The sequence below is a fragment of the Luteimonas sp. A277 genome, assembly GCF_054052045.1.
The window spans coordinates 134,439-151,615 of record NZ_JBSVRG010000005.1 but is presented as its reverse complement, the minus strand read 5'-3'; the positions used below and the strand labels follow the sequence as shown (position 1 = coordinate 151,615).

Below are 17,177 nucleotides of genomic sequence, written 5' to 3'. Positions count from 1 at the left end.
CCGGCAAGGGCCGGCCGTATGCTGCAGCTTCACCTGGCCGCTGGCAGGATCACTCCATGGCCTACACCCGTGACTACGCCGCCGAAGAGCCCAGCCGATCCGAAGTCGACGTGCTGGACGGCATCACCGTGCTGGAATTCGGCGCGCCGTGGTGCGAACACTGCCAGGCCGCCCAGCCGGCACTGGAGCGCGCCCTTGCCGGGCGCGACGAGCTGGCGCACCTGAAGATCGAAGACGGCAGCGGACGGCCTCTGGGGCGCTCGTTCCAGGTGAAGCTGTGGCCCACGCTGGTGGTGCTGCGCGATGGCGCGATCGTCGCCCGTCTGGTCCGTCCGGCGCCCAACGAGATCGAACACGAACTGGGACGGCTGTAAACCGCAGCCGTCGATATCTGGATGAAGGAGATCGCACCCGAATGAGGATTCCCAAGGACACCCTGATCATCGTCGCCGACGGCGGAGGCGCGCGGCTGTTGCGCAGCGTGGGCGGCGTGTTTGAGCACGAGCTTGTCCAGGTGGACAGCCTCACCCCGCAGAACCTGGATGACGACGGCCCCGCGGGCTCCATGCCGACCGAAACCCGTGGCGAAGAGATGGACGAGGCCACCTTCGCCAAGCAGCTGGCCAACCATCTCAATGCGCTGGTGCTGAAGAATGGATTCGAGCACGCGGTGCTGATCGCCGATCCCCAGACCCTTGGGCAGATTCGCCCCAGCCTGCACAAGCAGGCCAGCGAGCGGCTGCTTGCGGAGATTCCGAAAAACCTGACCAACGCTCCGATTCCGGACATCGTCCGGGCCCTGTCCTGACCCCGGCGCCCGGATGCGGCGATACTTCCGGGTCATGCCTGTCGGGGAGTCGAGGATGCAGACCGTTGTTGACCGGAAGATGTTGAACCGCGCGCTGCCGCCGTTGGCGCTGGCCCTTTCACTGGCCGTGGCCGGCAGCGCCAGCGCAGGCGATCCGCAGGACCAGTGGTGGGAGCGGCTGCAAGCGCTGTGCGGCAAGGCCTACGCCGGGCAGCTGGTACGGGCGCCGGAAGGGGATGACACCTTCCGCGATCGCAATGTGGTCATCCACGTGCGTGACTGCAGCAGCAACCGGGTACGGATCCCGCTGGTGATCGACGATGACCGCTCGCGGACCTGGGTGCTGAGCCGCAGCGCTGACGGAATCGAGCTGCGCCACGATCACCGCCAGGCTGACGGCAGCCCGGATACGGTCACCATGTATGGCGGCATCACCACCAACACCGGCAGCGCCGATACCCAGATGTTCGCCGCCGATGACCAGACCCGCGAGGTCATCCCCGGCAGCGGTCAGCGCAGCGTGTGGCTGATGGAGATCCACCCGGATGGACGCTTTGTCTATGCGGGCAACCGGGTGGGTACAGAGCGCGGGTTCCAGGTGGATTTTGATCTGTCCCGGGCAGTGCCTGCGCCTGAAGCTCCCTGGGGCTGGGAAGACTGACCTTCGCCGGGGGTCCTGGCGCGTGTTACCTGCGGTCCCGTGCTTGTGGCAGGCCGCGTGCCTGCCACTGCACGGCGAGGCCCTTGCCGGCCCGCTTGGCTGCGTACTGCGCCTGGTCCGCGCGCTGCAGGGCCTGTTGCAGTGACACTTGCGCCGCGTCGGCGATGTAATAGCCCAGGCTGCAGGAGGCATGCCGGGTCTGGTCGGCGGCGCCCGCGGCCGTTTGCCGCGTGGAAGCACTGACCGCGCCGATAAGCTTCGCGGCCACTGTTTCGGCCGCGCCCGCGTCGGACACATGGCGCACGATCACCGCGAACTCATCCCCGCCAAGGCGTCCGATGATGTCGTCCGCCCGCAGGCTCTCGCGGACCCGGGTGGCTACTTCCTGCAGCAGCCCGTCGCCGGATGCGTGGCCCAGGCTGTCGTTGATTTCCTTGAAGTCGTCCAGATCGAAGAAGAATACGCCCAGCGGGCGTCCCTGGCGTGCGGCTTCCTTCCAGGCGTGGCCGCCGTGCGCCTCGAAGCCGGCACGGTTGAACGTACCGGTCAGCGGGTCCTGTTCGGCGCGACGCACCAGTTCCTGACGATGGGCCTTTTCCAGGGTCACGTCGCGCAGCATCACGTGCACGCCATCCACGTGCCCGTCCTGGTCGCGCTGGGGGATGAACACCGCATTCCAGGTGCGGATAGCCGTGTCGCCCGGATCGTCGAAGTCCACGCTGTGTTCGACTCCCGCGCGGGCCCGCTCCAGGCCCTCGGCGAAATATTTCGCCACCGAGTTGCTGATCAGTTCAACCAGTGGCTGACCGATGATCTGCTCGACCGACCGCTGCAGCTCGTCCGTCCAACCGGAGTTGATGAACTCCACCCGCATGTCGCGGTCCACGAACATCAGCAGCAGCGGCAGCGCATCGGCCAGGGTGGCCAGGCGCCGGTCGCCGCGGCGGCGGGCCAACTCGGCCAGGTGTTCGCGGGTAAGGTCCTGGACGGTGGCGAAATAGCCGCTGATCCGACCGTCGATGATCATCGGCGAGGCATGCACCGTGCACCAGACGGTGCGCCCGTCGATATGCATGTAGCGCTGGCGGCCGGAGAACTTCTCGCCGGCGCGCCAGGTGCGCTCCCACTGTTCTGCCACCCGCTCACGGTCCTCCGGGTGGACTGCTTCCAGCCACCCATTGCCCAAAGCCTGCTCCTGGGAGACTCCGGCCAGCGCCTGCCAGGTACGGTTGACATAGGTGCAGCGGCCCTGGGCATCGGTGCGCATCAGGCCGAGCGGGGCGGCGTCGTTCACCGCTTCCAGTTCGGCGGTCTTGGCGCGCAGTTCGCGTTCGATGCGCTGCCGGTCGGTCACATCATGGGCGAGCCCCAGCACCAGTTGCTCTCCCTCGCGGTCGATCAGGCGATTGTGATAGCGCCAGATCCGCAGCTCACCGTCGACTATCACCGGCACCAGGCCGTGGTCCGCGCCGCGTTCGTGGATGCGCCCCAGGTAGGCGTCGACCTGGTCGTGGGCGGCCGCGGGCACGAATCCATGTAGCCGCCGTCCCACCAGCGCTTCCGGTGCAAGGCTGAATGCTTCTGCCGCCGCCGGATTCACCGACAGCAGCATGCCGCCAAGCGAATGGGTGCAGATCAGGCCCATGCTGTGATCGAAGATGTCGCGGTAGCGGCGCTCGCTTTCCGCCAGCTGCCTGCGTGATTGCAGCAGTTCTTCGCGTGCCTGCCGATCGCGGTTTTCCAGTTCCTGGCGGGCTTGGGCCAGACGCAATGCGCGGTCGATCACCGCAGGCTTGGCCTCGGATTTGCGCAGGTAGTCCTGGGCGCCGGCGGCGATGGCCCGCTCGCCAAGGTCCTCGTCGCGCCCGGTCAATACCACGACCGGCAACTCCGGGTAGCGACCCACGATCGCTTCCAGGCCCTGCAGTTCCTCGCAGTCGGGCAGTCCGAGGTCGAGCAGGACCGCGGCGTAGCGGCCGCTTTCTAGCATCCGCAGCGCCGCTTCCAGCGACTGCGCATGTTCCACCTCGCGCGGGGGATTGGAGGCGCGACGCAACAGGGCCGAATACAGCGCGGCATCGCTGCGCGTGTCGTCTACCAGCAGGATCGTCCCGGCCTGTCCCATCGCGCGAGATCCTACCCCACGTGCCGGCAATCGGGCCGGGCGTGGGTCATCCAGGCGTCGCCGGCGGCCGGGGACATCAGGAGCCGGCAGGCGTGAGCTTGAACAGCTTGCCGTTGGCACCTTGCCCGCCGTCTTCCAGCAGCCAGATCGCGCCGTCCGGACCCTGTTCCACTTCGCGGATGCGGGTGTCCATGTCAAAGCGCTCGGCTTCGCGCGCCGATTCGCCGTCGAACTCGATCCGCACCAGCGACTCGGAGGACAGGCCACCGATGAAGCCACTGCCGCTCCAGTCCGGGAACATCCCGCCGTCATAGATGATGAAGCCGGCCGGAGAAATCACCGGGGTCCAGGTGATCACCGGGGCGCGGAACTCGGGGCGGGTGTCGTGGTTGGGGATCGGGCGGCCGTCGTAGTGATCGCCGTTGGAAACGATCGGGTAGCCGTAGTTAGCGCCGCGCTCCACCAGGTTCAGTTCGTCACCACCCTTGGGGCCCATCTCGTGGTTCCACAGCCGGCCCTGGGCATCGAACACGAAGCCGAGCGGATTGCGGTGGCCCAGCGACCACACTTCCGCGGCCACGCCGCCCTGGTCGGCGAAGGGATTGTCAGCGGGGACCGAGCCATCTTCATTCAGGCGCAGGATCTTGCCCATGTTCGACTGCATGTCCTGGGCCGGATCGAACTTCTGCCGGTCGCCGGAGCTGATCCAGAGCATGCCGTCGTGGAAAGCGATGCGGTGCGCGTAGTGGCCCTGGCCGCTGACCTTGGGCACCTGCCGCCACACCACTTCCAGATTCTCAAGCGAGCCGTCGCCGCTGCCGTCCAGCACCAGCCGCGCACGGGCCACCGCCGCGCCGGCGGTATTGCCTTCGCCGGCCTCGGCATAGCTGATGTAGACCAGCGGGTTGCTCTGGAAGTCAGGGTGCAGCACCACGTCGCCCAGGCCGCCCTGGCCGCCGTGCACCACCTCGGGGACGCCGCGGATCTGGCCGGTGATGTCGCGCTGGGGGTCGTACAGGCGCAGCGTGCCCGGCTTCTCCGTCACCAGCAGGCGGCCATCGGGCAGGAAGGTCATGGCCCATGGCTCATTGAAGCGGCTGATTTCCTCCATCGTAAAGGGGCGCCCGGAGCTGGCCGCGGCGCGTTCCGCCGCCTCGGCAGCCGGCCCTTCCAAGTTGACGGGCACTTGGTTGCCGCCGCAGGCGCTGGCCAGGAGGGCGGCGCAGGCGGCCGCCAGCAGGTGTCGGGTCATGGTGCTCTCCGTATCCGGACGGGTGAAATGACAGGAGCGCATAAGATACCGGCAAGTAAAGGTTGTGTTGTATTCAGTCCTCCGCGCTCCGTTCCCCGGAACGGCGTCTGCGAGCGTCGGCGCGCAGTGGCGCGCTCTATTGGCTCCAATGCCGACCCGGTCACGTCGGGACCTAGCTGCTGTCCGGCGGCTTTTGGTTAAAAGCGCGTGGACAGTGCGAACGCCGGCCCCCGCGCGGTTCATTTGGGCCCAAGCAGTCTCGGCGCCGTGCGGAGCGACACGGTCCGCGCTTTTGATTTCAACTGGAGAGACTGCATGAACAACGTACGCAAGCCCCTGACCGGCCTTCTCGCCCTCGGCTTTGCCCTTGCCATGCCGATGGCCTTCGCCCAGGAAGCCGACGACCTCGGTCAGGAGCCGACGGCGCCGACCGGCCAGCCTGCCCCCCAGGGCCAGGTGAGCTGGAATGACCTGGACAGCGATGGTGACGGCAACCTCAGCCGCTCCGAAGCCGCGGGCCTGGCGCAGCTGGCCTCGGTCTTTGACCAGGCCGACGCTGACGGCGACGGCGTGCTGACGCCGCAGGAGTACCAGGCCTGGGCCGCTTCGCAGGGCGCAGGCGCCCCGCCGCCTCAGGAAGACTGAACCCGCCAGAGCGATCCCGCAAGGATTGATCCGGCGGATGAAGCATTGGCTTCATGCGGGCGGGGCGGCCATCTGGTCGCCCCGCCTTTTTTCTGTCCCGTAAAATGCGCGGATGACAGAACAAAGCGAATCCAGCATCGGCCTGGTCGGCTTCGACGCCGATGACACCCTCTGGCGCAGCCAGGACTTCTTCGATCAGGCGCAGCTGGAGTTCGAGCACATCCTCGGCCGCTACGTGGACCTTGACGACAGCCGTGCGCGCCAGCGCCTGTATGCGGTGGAGAAGGGCAACATCGCGCTGTTCGGCTACGGCGTGAAGGGCATGGCGCTGTCGATGATCGAAGCGGCCATCGACATCACCACAGCGCGCATCGACGCCGCCGACATCGGCCGCATCCTGCGCCTGGCCAAGGACATGCTGCAGCACCCGGTGGAACTGCTGCCGGGCATCCGCGAAGCGGTGGAGGCGGTGGCCGCCCGTTACGAGGTGGTGCTGATCACCAAGGGCGACCTGTTCCACCAGGAAGCCAAGGTGCGTGAATCGGGTCTGGCGGCGCTGTTTCCGCGGATCGAGATCGTCAGCGAAAAGGATCCACAGACCTATGCCCGGGTGCTGGGCGAATTTGGCCTGCCCGCGCACCGCTTCCTGATGATCGGCAATTCGCTGCGCTCGGATGTGGCGCCGGTGCTGGAGCTGGGCGGCTGGGCGGTCCACATGCCCTACCACGTGACCTGGGAGCACGAGATGGAGGCGGATCTGGGTGGGCACGCCGCGCGGATGCGCGAAGCCCCCAACCCTGCTTCCCTCCCCGCAGTGGTGGAAGAGATTGCCGCCGCAGCCGGTGCTGCCGCGGCCTGAACCCGGGCCAGCGGGGGCCTGTGGGTTATAAGCCGGTTCACCATTGCCGGGGCATGGTGGATCCATCGCCCCGCCGCCCGCCGGGGAACCATGCGAGGAGTCCGCACATGTCCATTTCCTTCCGTTGGCTTGCTCCCCTGATCCTGGCCGCCGGTTTCGGCGCCGCCGCGCTGGCTCCGGCCCCGGCCCGTGCCAGTGACGACCTGGTCCGCGTGATTGTCGACGTGGCCGATGTGGTGCTGCGCGGTGGCTCGCCTTATTACCGCCATGGCAACTACGGGCACAACGACCGGCTGGTGATGGTTCGCGACCGCCACGGGCGGCCGGTGTATTACCGCCAAGTGCCCCGCAACTACCGTGCCGGTTACCATCCGTCGCAGTTCCGTGGCCCGCCGCCGCACGCCCGTGCCCGCGGCCACGCCAAGCAGCGCAACGGCAACTGCGACCGCAATGGCCGTTGCAGCGTGCGCTACTACGACCCGCGCTTTGACCGCGATAACCGCGGCAAGCGCAACCGCCGGGACAACCGCTGGTGAGCGGGCGCAGGCGACAACCGCTGGCGGGTACCGACGCCATGCATCGCGGGCAAGCGGGCTCCGGCAGCAGGGCATTGCAGATGCTTGCCGCGGCGGCCGTCGCCGCCCTGCTTGCCGCGTTGCCTACAGGCCCGGCGCAGGCGCAAGCGGAGCTGGATTGCCGGCTCAGTTTCAACATGAGCGGCTGGTCGGTGTTCTACAAGACCGCCAGCGGTACCGGAACGGTGAGCTGCAACAACGGGCAAAGCATGCCGGTGACGATCGAAGCCCGCGGTGGCGGACTGAGTTTCGGCAAGTCGCGGATCGACAACGGCAGCGGCACGTTTTCCGGCGTCAAAAGCATGCGCGAAGTGCTGGGCGGCTATGCGTCGGCCGAAGCGCACGCGGGCGCGGTGCGTTCAGCCAACGCCCGGGTGGTGACCAACGGGCCGGTCAGCCTGGCCCTGGCCGGCACCGGCGATGGCTGGGACGTGGGCGTCGCGTTCGGCTCGTTCATCATTTCCGAGCGTTGATCGGCGGCGCTCCTGGCGCTGTTGCGGCACAATCGGCCGCTGCGAAACACGTATGCCGCGGGCGAGCTGCTCGTGCTGGCTGGAGTCCGGTTGACCGGTACCCTGGCGCCCGGGACGGTGGTGGGCCAGTAGCCGGTGAGCGAGGAATGATGGACAGATATTGCAGACATGCCCTGTTGATTGGCCTGTGCCTGGGCATGGCACTCACGGCCAATGCCAGCGCCCAGGACACCGCGACGGTCCCGCCGCCGCCGGAACGGCAGCAGAAGGGTCAGCTGGACCAAGAGCAGTTGGATCAGGAGCCGGCGGATCCCGATGAGGACGACGGGCAGGAAGAAGCCGGACCGGAAGAAGTGTCGGCCACCGGTGACGTCTGGCTTGACGCCCGCCTGGCAGATGTCGGCCGCTATGCGGGCCGCCACCGCGAAGCGTTTATCGATGAGATGGTGCGGTATCTCGGCGCTGCGCGGGGACCGCTGACTGCGTTGATGGACGAGTCGGAATGGGAGCCGGGCGATGTGTATTTCGCCTGCTCGTTGGCCCGGGTGACCGGCCGCTCATGCGGGTTGATCGTTGACCTGCGCGAACAGCAGCCGGCCGCCAGCTGGAACACGCTGGCCGCCGGATTGGGTGCCGGTCCGGGGAGCGAAGCCTTTGCCCGCCTCAAGCGCGGCGTAGTCCACAGCTACCAGCGCTGGGGCAGGCCGCTGGAACTGGATGAAGAGCTGTCGCGGACCTTCCCGGATCACGGCCAGCCGCCCATCCAGCCGGCATTGGGCGACGGGGAGCCGTTCTAGCAGATCACTTGCGCGGCTTGGCCGGCACGAATGGCGACACCGGATCGCTGGCGGGGAAGGTTTCCTCCAGCGCCTCGTCCTGGTTGCTGTCAGCGTGGCTATGGCGCGCGCGACGCTCACTGGCTGTTTCGGCATTGCCGCGCCCACCGTCTTCAGCCGGCAGGTCCTTGCGATCTCGACCCATGGGAAGCACCTCGCTGACTTGGGATGACAATCGTCTGCCGCTTGACGTTGTGGTGGCGTGACCGTGGGCCCACACGGCCGTGACGCGGCATCCACGCGGGCCCTGCCATCGTTTCTGTCCCGGTCAACGGCGGGGCATATCAGCGCCTGAGCCGCACGCCTGGCATCACAGCCGCGCGATCACATTGACTGACCCGAGGAGCGCCCCATGGCCCGGCCGATCTGGACTGGAACACTGTCGTTTGGATTGCTCAACATCCCGGTGCGGCTGATGGCCGGCGAACGTCGCGTGGACCTGAGTTTCCGCATGCTCGACAGCCGCAACAATGCCCGCGTTCGCTATGAACGGGTGAACGAGGAAACCGGCGAGGAAGTGCCGTGGAAGGAGATCGTCAAGGCGTTCGAGTACGACAAGGGCGCCTACGTGGTGATCGAGGAAGAGGATATCGCCGCGGCTGCGCCCGACCGCAAGGAAACGATCGATATCGATACCTTTGTCGACGTTGCATCGATCGGGGTGGAATACTTCGACAAGCCGTACGTGCTCGAGCCCGCGGCGAAGGCGGAGAAAGGCTATGTGCTGCTGCGCGATGTGCTGGCCCGCACCGGCAAGGCGGGCATCGGCCGGGTGGTGATCCGCACCCGCGAATACCTGGCTGCGGTGCTGCCGCGCGGGGACGCGTTGGTGATGATGGTGCTGCGCTTTTCCCAGGAGCTGGTGGACCCTGAGGAGTACCGCCTGCCCGAGGGGAAATCCGACAAGTGGAAAATCACCCCGCGCGAGGTGGAGATGGCCGAGCAGCTGATCACTTCGATGGCCGGCGAGTGGGAGCCGGAGCAGTTCAAGGACGACTTCCGGATCCGCCTGCAGCAGGTGATTGAACAGCGGGTGCGCTCTAAGAAGGTGGTGCAGGATGACGAGCCCGAGCAGGAACGGCATCCGGAGGGCGCGGCCACCAACGTCATCGATTTCGCCGAGCTGCTCAAGCGCAGTCTGGAAAAGAAGGGTGGCAAGCGCGGCGGAGGCAACGGGAATGGCGGTGCCAAGGTCACCAAGAAGCCGGCGAAGAAAGCAGCCAGGAAAACCGCAAAAAAGGCGGCAAGGAAGTCATCCACCGGATCCGGCGGGAAAAAGGCCGCCAGGAAGGCGGCGGCGCGCAAGGCGGGCTGAGCCGTGAGCCTGCGCGACTACGTCCGCAAGCGCAGCTTCGATGCCACGCCGGAGCCCTCAGGGGAAGACCGGGGGCGGGGGAAGCAAGGTGCGCCGATCTTCGTCGTGCAGCTGCACCACGCCAGTAGCAGGCATTACGACTTCCGCCTGGAGGCGGACGGCGCGCTCAAGAGCTGGGCGGTGCCGAAGGGTCCCTCGCTGCGGGCCGGGGAAAAGCGCCTGGCGGTGGAGGTGGAAGACCACCCGCTCGACTACGCCACCTTCGAAGGGGAGATACCCAAGGGGCAATACGGCGCAGGCAGGGTGGAGATTTTCGACAGCGGCACCTGGGTGGCCGAAGGAGATCCGCTTGAGGCGATCGCCGCGGGCAAGCTGGATTTTTCGCTCGACGGCGTGCGCCTGCAGGGCCGCTTTACCCTGGTGCGCACCGGGCGCCAGGAGCGCCAGCCACAGTGGCTGCTGATCAAGCGCACCGACGCCCACGCGCGGGATGTGGACGCCGACGTCCTGTTGGACGAACCTGCCGGCAAGGATGGATGGCGCAAGCTGGCCCTGGTTGCAGGGGGCCGCAAGGCCGCAATGCCCCGCGGGATCGAGCCGCAGCTGGCGACCCTGCGCACACAGCCACCGCGCGGTGACGGTTGGCAGCACGAGGTGAAGTGGGACGGCTATCGACTCCTGGCCTACCGCGATGACGAAGTGGAGCTGTATTCGCGCAACCAGCTGCGGTGGTCGGAGCGGCTGCCGCAGCTGGTCGCTGCGCTTGGAAAAATGCCGGTGGCGCAGGCGGTATTGGATGGGGAGCTGATCGCGATCGATGCGCGCGGGCGCAGCGATTTCGGCCTGCTGCAGGGCCTGCTCGAACGCGGCGATACAGCGCAGCTGCGGTACGTGGCCTTCGATCTGCTGTACCTGGACGGCGTGGACCTGCGCGGGTGCGAGCTGCGTGAGCGCCGCGCGCTGCTGCGCCAGCTGATCGAAGCGACCGGATCATCGGTGCTGGCCTTCAGTGAACATGTGCAAGGCGACGCCGCTGCGGCTTTCCAGGCCAGTGTCGGTTCCGGACTGGAGGGCATTGTCTGCAAGCGCGCGGATTCGCCGTACCGCAGCGGCCGCCAGGGCGATTGGATCAAACTCAAGCACGTGGCCGATGAGTCGTTCGTGGTGGTGGGCTACACGCCGCCAAAGAACAGCCGGCATGGCTTCGGCTCGCTGCTGCTGGCACAGGCCCGGACCGCGGACGCCGGGCTCGAATACATGGGCCGGGTGGGCAGTGGCTTCAGTGACGACTCGCTGCGCGCCATCCACAAGCGGCTGCAAGGGCTGCATGCGGAACAAGCCGTGGTGGAGCTGCCTGCACACGTGCCTTTTCCGCTGCGCAGCGTGCGCTGGGTGCGACCGGAACTCATGGTTGACGTGCACACCCGCGGTCGCGGCAAGGAGGGGCTCGTGCGCCAGGCCAGCTTCGTGGGTCTGCGCGAGGACCTCGATGCGCCGCATGCACCACTCCGCCGGGCCCGCCCGACAAAGGAGAACGATATGGCCTCCACCCGCCTGACCAGCCCCGACCGCGAGGTCTATCCGGGCGAGGGCGTCACCAAGCAGGACGTGGCCGATTACTACGAAGCGGTAGCCGACTGGCTGCTGCCGGAAATGGTCGAGCGCCCGCTGTCGCTGCTGCGCTGTCCGGGCGGGATTGGCAAAGAATGTTTCTTCCAGAAACACCACGCTGACAGCCTTGGCCCGGGTGTGCATCCGGTGATGTTGCGCGAGCGCGAGGGCAAGGACGAATACATCTATGTGCGCGACATCCAGGGCGTGCTGTCGCTGGTGCAGATGAACGCGATCGAGTTCCATCCCTGGGGCGCGAGACGCAAGACACCCGAGAAGCCGGACCGGCTGGTGTTTGATCTGGACCCGGCGGACGGGGTGCCGTGGAACGAAGTCATCCGTGCCGCGCGTGAGGTGCGCGACCGACTCGCCGAAGTGGGGCTGGAGAGCTGGCCCCGCCTGTCGGGAGGCAAGGGCGTACACGTGTGCGTACCAATCCGGCCCGGCCCCGATTGGGAGACCGCCAAGGATTTCTGCGGGGCATTCGCCAAGGCCATGACGGCGCACTCGCCCATGCGCTACGTGGCCACTGCATCCAAGCAGGCGCGGCGCGACAGGATCTTCATTGACTGGCTGCGCAACGCCCGCGGCGCGACCAGCGTAGCCAGCTGGGTCCTGCGGGCGCGCAAGGGTGCGCCAGTAGCGATGCCGGTGCGCTGGGAAGAGCTGGGCCGCACCCGGTCGGGTGGGGACTACGACATGACCCGGGCCAGACGCCGTGCGGCCAGCCTGCGCAGCGACCCCTGGCAGGGCTACGTGGAATCGCGCCAGCAACTGCCTGGCACCTGAAGCGGCATCGCGGCGCGGCCTGTTTGCTGAACCCCGCAGCGGGTGCGTTTGGACCTCGCGCCCGCGAGCGCCGACAATAGCGGGCTGATCCGGCCCTTCAGGCTCCTGGCCTTCGTGCAGTGACCGCTTCCTTTCCGATCCAACCCGGCTCCGCCTTCCCGCTGTCCATCGCGCCGATGATGGAGTGGACGGATACCCATTGCCGCGTGTTCCACAGGATCCTGGCGCCCAACGCGCTGCTGTACACCGAAATGGTGCACGCCAATGCCGTGATCCATGGCAACCGTGGGCGCCTGCTGGCGATGGATCCCGGCGAACATCCGGTGGTCCTGCAGCTGGGCGGCAGCGATCCGGGGCTGCTGGCCGAGGCGGCGCGGATCAGTGCCGAACACGGCTTCGACGAGGTCAACCTCAACTGCGGCTGCCCGTCCGACCGCGTCCAGGCGGGGCGCTTTGGTGCGTGCCTCATGCGTGAGCCGGCGCTGGTGGCCGAGTGCGTGGTGGCCATGCGCGAGGCGGTCGCGGACCTGCCCACCCCGGTGCCGGTCTCCGTGAAGTGTCGGCTGGGCGTGGATGACGACAGCGAGTGGGAGCGGTTTGCCGACTTCATCGGCACGGTAGCTGCGGCAGGCTGTGACACTTTCGTGGTGCACGCCCGCAATGCCTGGCTGAAGGGCCTGAGCCCGAAGGAGAATCGCGAGGTCCCGCCGCTGCGCCCGGAGTGGGCGTACCGGCTCAAGCGTGAGCGTCCGGAGCTGACCATCTGGCTCAACGGTGGCATTGCCGATCTGGATACCGCGACAGCCCACCTGGAACACGTGGATGGGGTGATGTTGGGCCGTGCGGCTTACCACGACCCCTACCTGCTGCACCGCCTGCACGCAGCCTGGACCGGCAGTCCGCTGCGGGACCGGGAGGAACTGCTGCGCGAGCTGCGTCCGCATGTGGAGGCGCAGCTGGCTGGCGGGCTTGCCCTCAAACACATCGTCCGCCATGTGCTGGGACTGTTTCAGGGCCAGCCCGGAGGGCGTGCCTTCCGCCGGGTGCTCAGCGAAGGCGCGCACCTGCCGGATGCCGGCTGGGCGCTGGTGGAGCAGGCCCTGGATGCCACCCGGCGGAGCGCGTCAGCAGCCTGAATGCACGCGTTTGGCCTGCCGCAACCGGCGACATGTTGCGGAAAGAACCTGATCGGGCAGAATCGGGACAGGTCCTACCTGAACGGGACGGCTCCGTGCCGGGGCGGATTAAGGACGGATTCACCCCGAAAAATCAACAATTTAGGGGCTCCGGGCCTGGCAGGATCCAGGCACGTGCAGCTTGTTTCACCAGCCCATCACAATAATTCTGCTGCCCATGCCACTGTTTTCAACGAAATTGCTGTGGTTGTTGCCGATTGCCGCCGTCCTGCTGCTTGGCCCGCCGGCGCATGCCCAGCGGCTGCACGAGCAGCGGATGGAGCGGCTGGCAGAAGAGCGCGCCCGGCAGCAACAGCCCCAGCCGTCCCGCCAGAAGCAGTCCCCGCGCCGCCAAGCGGAGCGACAGGATTCGATGGCTGATTCGATTCGCCATGTACGCCAGGCCAATCGCGGCCAGATCCTGAGCGCGGAGCGCATGCACTCGGGCGGGCGCGAGATCAACCGCATCAAGATGGTTGATGACCGGGGCCGGGTGCGGGTCTTCGAAGACGATCCACAACGGCGCCGCAGCCAGCGCTCACGCGGCGATGACGATTGAGTTCAGATACTTGAACAAACGGCCGCAAGGCCCAGTGACTGGAGATAGGAATGCGGATTCTGCTCGTCGAGGACGAAGCCCCACTGCGCGAGACTCTTGCCGCGCGCCTGAAGCGTGAGGGGTTCGCGGTAGACGCCGCCCAGGACGGGGAAGAGGGCCTCTACATGGGCCGTGAGATGCCGTTTGACGTTGGCATCATCGATCTGGGCCTGCCGAAGATGTCCGGCATGGAGCTGATCAAGGCCCTGCGCGACGAAGGCAAGCAGTTTCCCGTGCTGATCCTGACCGCGCGTTCCAGCTGGCAGGACAAGGTGGACGGCCTCAAGCAGGGCGCCGACGATTATCTGGTCAAGCCTTTCCACGTCGAGGAGCTGTTGGCGCGGATCAACGCGCTGGTGCGGCGTGCGGCCGGCTGGAGCAAGCCGCAGCTCGAATGCGGACCGGTCACGCTTGATCTTGCAGCGCAGACGGTGACGGTGGACGACAAGAACGTCGATCTCACCAGCTACGAGTACAAGGTGCTCGAATACCTGATGATGCATGCCGGCGATCTGGTCTCGAAGGCCGATTTGACCGAGCACATCTACCAGCAGGACTTTGACCGCGACTCCAACGTGCTGGAGGTGTTCATCGGCCGGCTGCGCAAGAAGCTGGACCCGGAAGGCACGCTCAAGCCGATCGAGACCGTGCGCGGTCGCGGCTACCGTTTCGCGATCCCGCGCAACGCCGAAAGCTGAGCGGGCGCCTGATGGCCGGGGTCCGCGCAGGCGGCCCGGCCGGAGTAGGCTGAAGCCATGGGGAACGTCCGGGGATATCGCATGTCGTGGCGGCCGCGCTCTCTGCAGGTGCGCCAGTTGCTGGCCGCCAGCGTCGGCCTGGTTGCGTTCCTGGCGCTGGCCGGCTTCGCCCTGGATCGTGCGTTCGTGGATGTGGCCAGCCAGGGCCAGCGCGAACGCCTGCGGGTGTTTGCCGAATTCTATGCGGGCACCATCGAGTTCGCCCGCGACGACACCCTGATCCCGCCCGAGTATCCACCCGACGAGCGCTTCGAGCGCCCGGGTGGTGACCTGTACGCCGTGGTGGTGATGACCGACTCGCAGTGGCTGTCGGGTTCAGCCCAAGGCCCACAGCTGCCGGACATGCCCCTGCTGGAGGGTGGCCAGGAGCGGATCGACGGGCCGCTGCCGATGACCGACAGCGCCGGTCTGGACGGCGAAGTGGTCCGCTACGGCCGCGGCTTCGTGCTGGTGCGCGAGATGGGCGGGCAGGAAATCGAAACCCCCTTCAGCGTCTACATCATGGAAGACGCGGGAACCCTGCCCAGCCAGGTGCAGGTGTTCCGCCAGGCGCTGTGGCGCTATCTGGGTGTGTCCGGGGCGGTGCTGCTGCTGCTGCAGTCCGGCGTGCTGCGCTGGAGCCTGTGGCCATTGCGGCGGGTGATCGACGAGCTGACCCGGGTGCAGCGCGGACAGCTCAACCGCATGGGCGACCTGCACCCGCGCGAGCTGCAGCCGCTGACCGAAAGCATCAACGCCCTGATCGAGAGCGAACGCCAGAGCCTTGAACACCAGCGCAACACCATGGCCGACCTGGCCCACAGCCTGAAGACGCCGCTGGCGGTGTTGCGCACCCGCCTGGACTCCGATGCCAGCGATGCGGAACTGCGCGAAGATCTGGAAATCCAGCTGCGGCGCATGAACGACCTGGTCGGCTACCAGCTCGGGCGGGCTTCATCACGCGGCCACAAGCTGTTTGCCGCGCCGGTCGAGATCGAGCCGCATGCGGAGCAGATCGTGCGCGGGTTGGAGAAGATCTACGCCAGCAAGGGCGTGCTGTGCGAGTTCGAGATCGACCCGGAGGCGCGCTTCCACGGCGAGCCCGGAGACCTGCAGGAGCTGCTGGGCAACCTGCTTGAGAACGCCTTCAAGTGGGCCAGCTCGCGGGTGCTGCTGACGGTGAAGCCGGGAGCCTCTGCGGCCAATCGGCGCCCCGGCGTGATCCTGACGGTGGAAGACAATGGCGCGGGCATTCCCCCCGACCGGATCGCGGCGGTGTTGCAGCGTGGTGTGCGCGGCGACGAGCGCGTGCACGGTCACGGTATCGGACTGTCGATCGTGCAGGACATCATTGCCAGCTACCGCGGCGAATTGAACGTGGGTGCCTCCGAAGAGCTGGGCGGTGCCCGCTTCGAAGTCGTCCTGCCCCCGGGCCTGTAGGAGCGCGCCATGCGCGCGAAGCCGCGTGACATCTGGCGGCACACGGGGCGTCGGCTGCAGCTACGTGACCGAAGCGTTGCGGCGTAACCCGGTTCACGCGGTTTCGCGCGCATGGCGCGCTCCTACAGGGGAGCGAAGGGTGAGGGGCCGTAGAAGCGCTCCAGGTGCGCGGCCACCTCGGGCATTTCGCGGGTCAGGGTGGCCGGATCGCTGAAGTGGTACTCGCTGCACACGGCGAAGAACTCTTCCGGAGCTTCGGCAGCGTAGGCGTCGATGGCGGTTTCCGCCTCGCGCTCCACCTGGACAACGAACGCGTCGAAACTGCGCTGGAAGTCGCGCGCCCACTGCTGCTGCCAGGCGCGCGGCAGCGGCGGCGTGCCGTCGAGCACACCGTCCAGGGCGTCGATCTTGTGGGCCATTTCGTGGACCGCCACGCAGAAGCCCGCGCGTGGATCGGCCAAGTCCGACTCCACGTCGGCCCACGAGAGGATCAGCGGGCCGGATTCCCAGGCTTCGCCAATCAGCTCGTCGTCCCACTCATGCATCACGCCGGCGGCGTCGATGTGGGTCCGGTTCACCCGGAATGCGTCCGGGTAGACGATCAGCTCGCGCCAGCCCTGCAGCCCTGCGGGGCCGAACTCCAGCAGCGGCAGGCAGCACAGCGCCGCCAGCTGCATCCGCTGGCTCGGGTCCAGCTGCAGGTCGTTGATGGGGGTGATGGCTTTTTCCGCCAGGAAGCACGCTGCCAGCCGCTGCAGGCGGGCATCACGTTCATCGTCCAGGCGGGCGACCCACGGAGTGCGCGCACGCACTGCGTGCCACAGGGATGGATCCGGGGCTGGGGGTTCGCGGCGCAGGCGCCGGATCAGGCCGAACACGCGCCTGATGCCAGGCTCAGCGGAACATGCCCGGCAGCAGGTTGTGCATGCGCGGGGTGCGAACGCTGTTCTCGGCGTTGCCACCGCGACTTCCGGAAGAAGTCTTGTCCGTGCCGGCGGCCTCGACATCACCCTGGATGCCGGCGATCGACGAGCTGTCGCCGGGCGCCTCAGGGGACATGACGGAGGCACAGTCTCCGCTGCCGTCCGGGCTGGCCACGCTCTCTTCGCTCGCAAGGAGCGGCAGGCTTGCGCTGCAGAACAGCAACAGGATGGCAATGCGGTAAATCATGGTGGTGCCCGGTTGGCGGAATCGGCGGAACCGAAACCTGGAGCGAGCCCCGGACTATAACAGTCAACCACGCGGCTCTGCATGCATGTTTCGTGTTGCATTGCAACA

The 17,177-nt window shown here is 67.2% G+C and carries 19 protein-coding genes; 14 read left to right on the top strand and 5 right to left on the bottom strand.

The annotated features are described in order from the left end of the window. Positions 1 to 56 precede the first annotated feature (56 nt). Genes ACW7G2_RS06755 through ACW7G2_RS06745 form a run of 3 tightly spaced genes read left to right on the top strand, consistent with a single transcriptional unit; the run spans position 57 to position 1,469 of the window. Entirely contained in the window at positions 57 to 374 is a 318-nt protein-coding gene (locus ACW7G2_RS06755; protein WP_456974014.1) for a thioredoxin family protein, read from the top strand. A 41-nt stretch (positions 375 to 415) separates the two neighbouring features. Beyond that, positions 416 to 808 (top strand): host attachment family protein, encoded by a 393-nt coding sequence (locus tag ACW7G2_RS06750; RefSeq protein WP_456974012.1) that lies wholly within the window; start codon positions 416 to 418, stop codon positions 806 to 808. A 55-nt stretch (positions 809 to 863) separates the two neighbouring features. Further along, positions 864 to 1,469, top strand: a complete 606-nt coding sequence (locus tag ACW7G2_RS06745; protein ID WP_456974010.1) for a hypothetical protein — start codon at positions 864 to 866, stop codon at positions 1,467 to 1,469. Between the two features lie 25 nt (positions 1,470 to 1,494). Here ACW7G2_RS06745 and ACW7G2_RS06740 read toward each other — a convergent pair whose 3' ends face one another. Continuing rightward, a complete protein-coding gene (locus ACW7G2_RS06740) occupies positions 1,495 to 3,594 on the bottom strand; it encodes a PAS domain-containing protein (RefSeq protein ID WP_456974008.1) in 2,100 nt (699 codons plus the stop codon). 76 nt (positions 3,595 to 3,670) lie between these two features. Continuing rightward, complete coding sequence (locus tag ACW7G2_RS06735; protein WP_456974006.1) at positions 3,671 to 4,846, bottom strand: PQQ-dependent sugar dehydrogenase; 1,176 nt, start codon at positions 4,844 to 4,846, stop codon at positions 3,671 to 3,673. A 315-nt stretch (positions 4,847 to 5,161) separates the two neighbouring features. Between ACW7G2_RS06735 and ACW7G2_RS06730 the strand changes: the two genes are divergently transcribed. The 5 genes from ACW7G2_RS06730 to ACW7G2_RS06710 all read left to right on the top strand — a co-directional run bounded on the left by ACW7G2_RS06730 (position 5,162) and on the right by ACW7G2_RS06710 (position 8,195). Beyond that, complete coding sequence (locus tag ACW7G2_RS06730; protein ID WP_456974004.1) at positions 5,162 to 5,491, top strand: EF-hand domain-containing protein; 330 nt, start codon at positions 5,162 to 5,164, stop codon at positions 5,489 to 5,491. Positions 5,492 to 5,603: 112 nt separating this feature from the next. Continuing rightward, entirely contained in the window at positions 5,604 to 6,350 is a 747-nt protein-coding gene (locus tag ACW7G2_RS06725; RefSeq protein WP_456974002.1) for an HAD family hydrolase, read from the top strand. A 107-nt stretch (positions 6,351 to 6,457) separates the two neighbouring features. After that, complete coding sequence (locus ACW7G2_RS06720) at positions 6,458 to 6,886, top strand: hypothetical protein (protein ID WP_456974000.1); 429 nt, start codon at positions 6,458 to 6,460, stop codon at positions 6,884 to 6,886. An 80-nt stretch (positions 6,887 to 6,966) separates the two neighbouring features. Beyond that, a complete protein-coding gene (locus tag ACW7G2_RS06715) occupies positions 6,967 to 7,398 on the top strand; it encodes a hypothetical protein (protein WP_456974159.1) in 432 nt (143 codons plus the stop codon). 146 nt (positions 7,399 to 7,544) lie between these two features. Beyond that, positions 7,545 to 8,195 (top strand): hypothetical protein, encoded by a 651-nt coding sequence (locus ACW7G2_RS06710; RefSeq protein ID WP_456973998.1) that lies wholly within the window; start codon positions 7,545 to 7,547, stop codon positions 8,193 to 8,195. Positions 8,196 to 8,199: 4 nt separating this feature from the next. Here ACW7G2_RS06710 and ACW7G2_RS06705 read toward each other — a convergent pair whose 3' ends face one another. Next, a complete protein-coding gene (locus ACW7G2_RS06705; protein WP_456973996.1) occupies positions 8,200 to 8,379 on the bottom strand; it encodes a hypothetical protein in 180 nt (59 codons plus the stop codon). Between the two features lie 207 nt (positions 8,380 to 8,586). Between ACW7G2_RS06705 and ku the strand changes: the two genes are divergently transcribed. The 6 genes from ku (at position 8,587) to ACW7G2_RS06675 (ending at position 15,899) form a co-directional block, all read left to right on the top strand. Next, the gene (gene ku, locus ACW7G2_RS06700) at positions 8,587 to 9,549 is read left to right on the top strand and encodes a non-homologous end joining protein Ku (protein ID WP_456973994.1); all 963 of its coding nucleotides are present in this window, start codon (positions 8,587 to 8,589) and stop codon (positions 9,547 to 9,549) included. A gap of 3 nt (positions 9,550 to 9,552) precedes the next feature. After that, entirely contained in the window at positions 9,553 to 11,949 is a 2,397-nt protein-coding gene (gene ligD, locus ACW7G2_RS06695) for a DNA ligase D (protein WP_456973992.1), read from the top strand. A 119-nt stretch (positions 11,950 to 12,068) separates the two neighbouring features. After that, positions 12,069 to 13,085 (top strand): tRNA dihydrouridine(20/20a) synthase DusA, encoded by a 1,017-nt coding sequence (dusA, locus tag ACW7G2_RS06690; RefSeq protein ID WP_456973990.1) that lies wholly within the window; start codon positions 12,069 to 12,071, stop codon positions 13,083 to 13,085. Positions 13,086 to 13,302: 217 nt separating this feature from the next. After that, positions 13,303 to 13,683, top strand: coding sequence for a hypothetical protein (locus ACW7G2_RS06685; RefSeq protein ID WP_456973988.1), 381 nt, complete (start codon positions 13,303 to 13,305; stop codon positions 13,681 to 13,683). Positions 13,684 to 13,733: 50 nt separating this feature from the next. Beyond that, positions 13,734 to 14,420: a response regulator transcription factor gene (locus tag ACW7G2_RS06680; protein ID WP_456973986.1), complete on the top strand. Its 687-nt coding sequence runs from the start codon at positions 13,734 to 13,736 to the stop codon at positions 14,418 to 14,420. Between the two features lie 102 nt (positions 14,421 to 14,522). Next, the gene (locus tag ACW7G2_RS06675) at positions 14,523 to 15,899 is read left to right on the top strand and encodes an ATP-binding protein (RefSeq protein WP_456974157.1); all 1,377 of its coding nucleotides are present in this window, start codon (positions 14,523 to 14,525) and stop codon (positions 15,897 to 15,899) included. A gap of 122 nt (positions 15,900 to 16,021) precedes the next feature. On the opposite strand, the gene ACW7G2_RS06670 is transcribed toward ACW7G2_RS06675, so the two are convergent. Together ACW7G2_RS06670 and ACW7G2_RS06665 are read right to left on the bottom strand one after the other, a co-directional pair. Continuing rightward, positions 16,022 to 16,768 carry a M90 family metallopeptidase gene (locus ACW7G2_RS06670; protein ID WP_456974155.1) on the bottom strand — a complete coding sequence of 249 codons (747 nt, stop codon included), beginning with the start codon at positions 16,766 to 16,768 and terminating at the stop codon, positions 16,022 to 16,024. Positions 16,769 to 16,793: 25 nt separating this feature from the next. Further along, on the bottom strand, positions 16,794 to 17,069 hold the full coding sequence (locus ACW7G2_RS06665; protein WP_456973984.1) for a hypothetical protein: 276 nt from the start codon (positions 17,067 to 17,069) through the stop codon (positions 16,794 to 16,796). Positions 17,070 to 17,177: the final 108 nt, after the last annotated feature.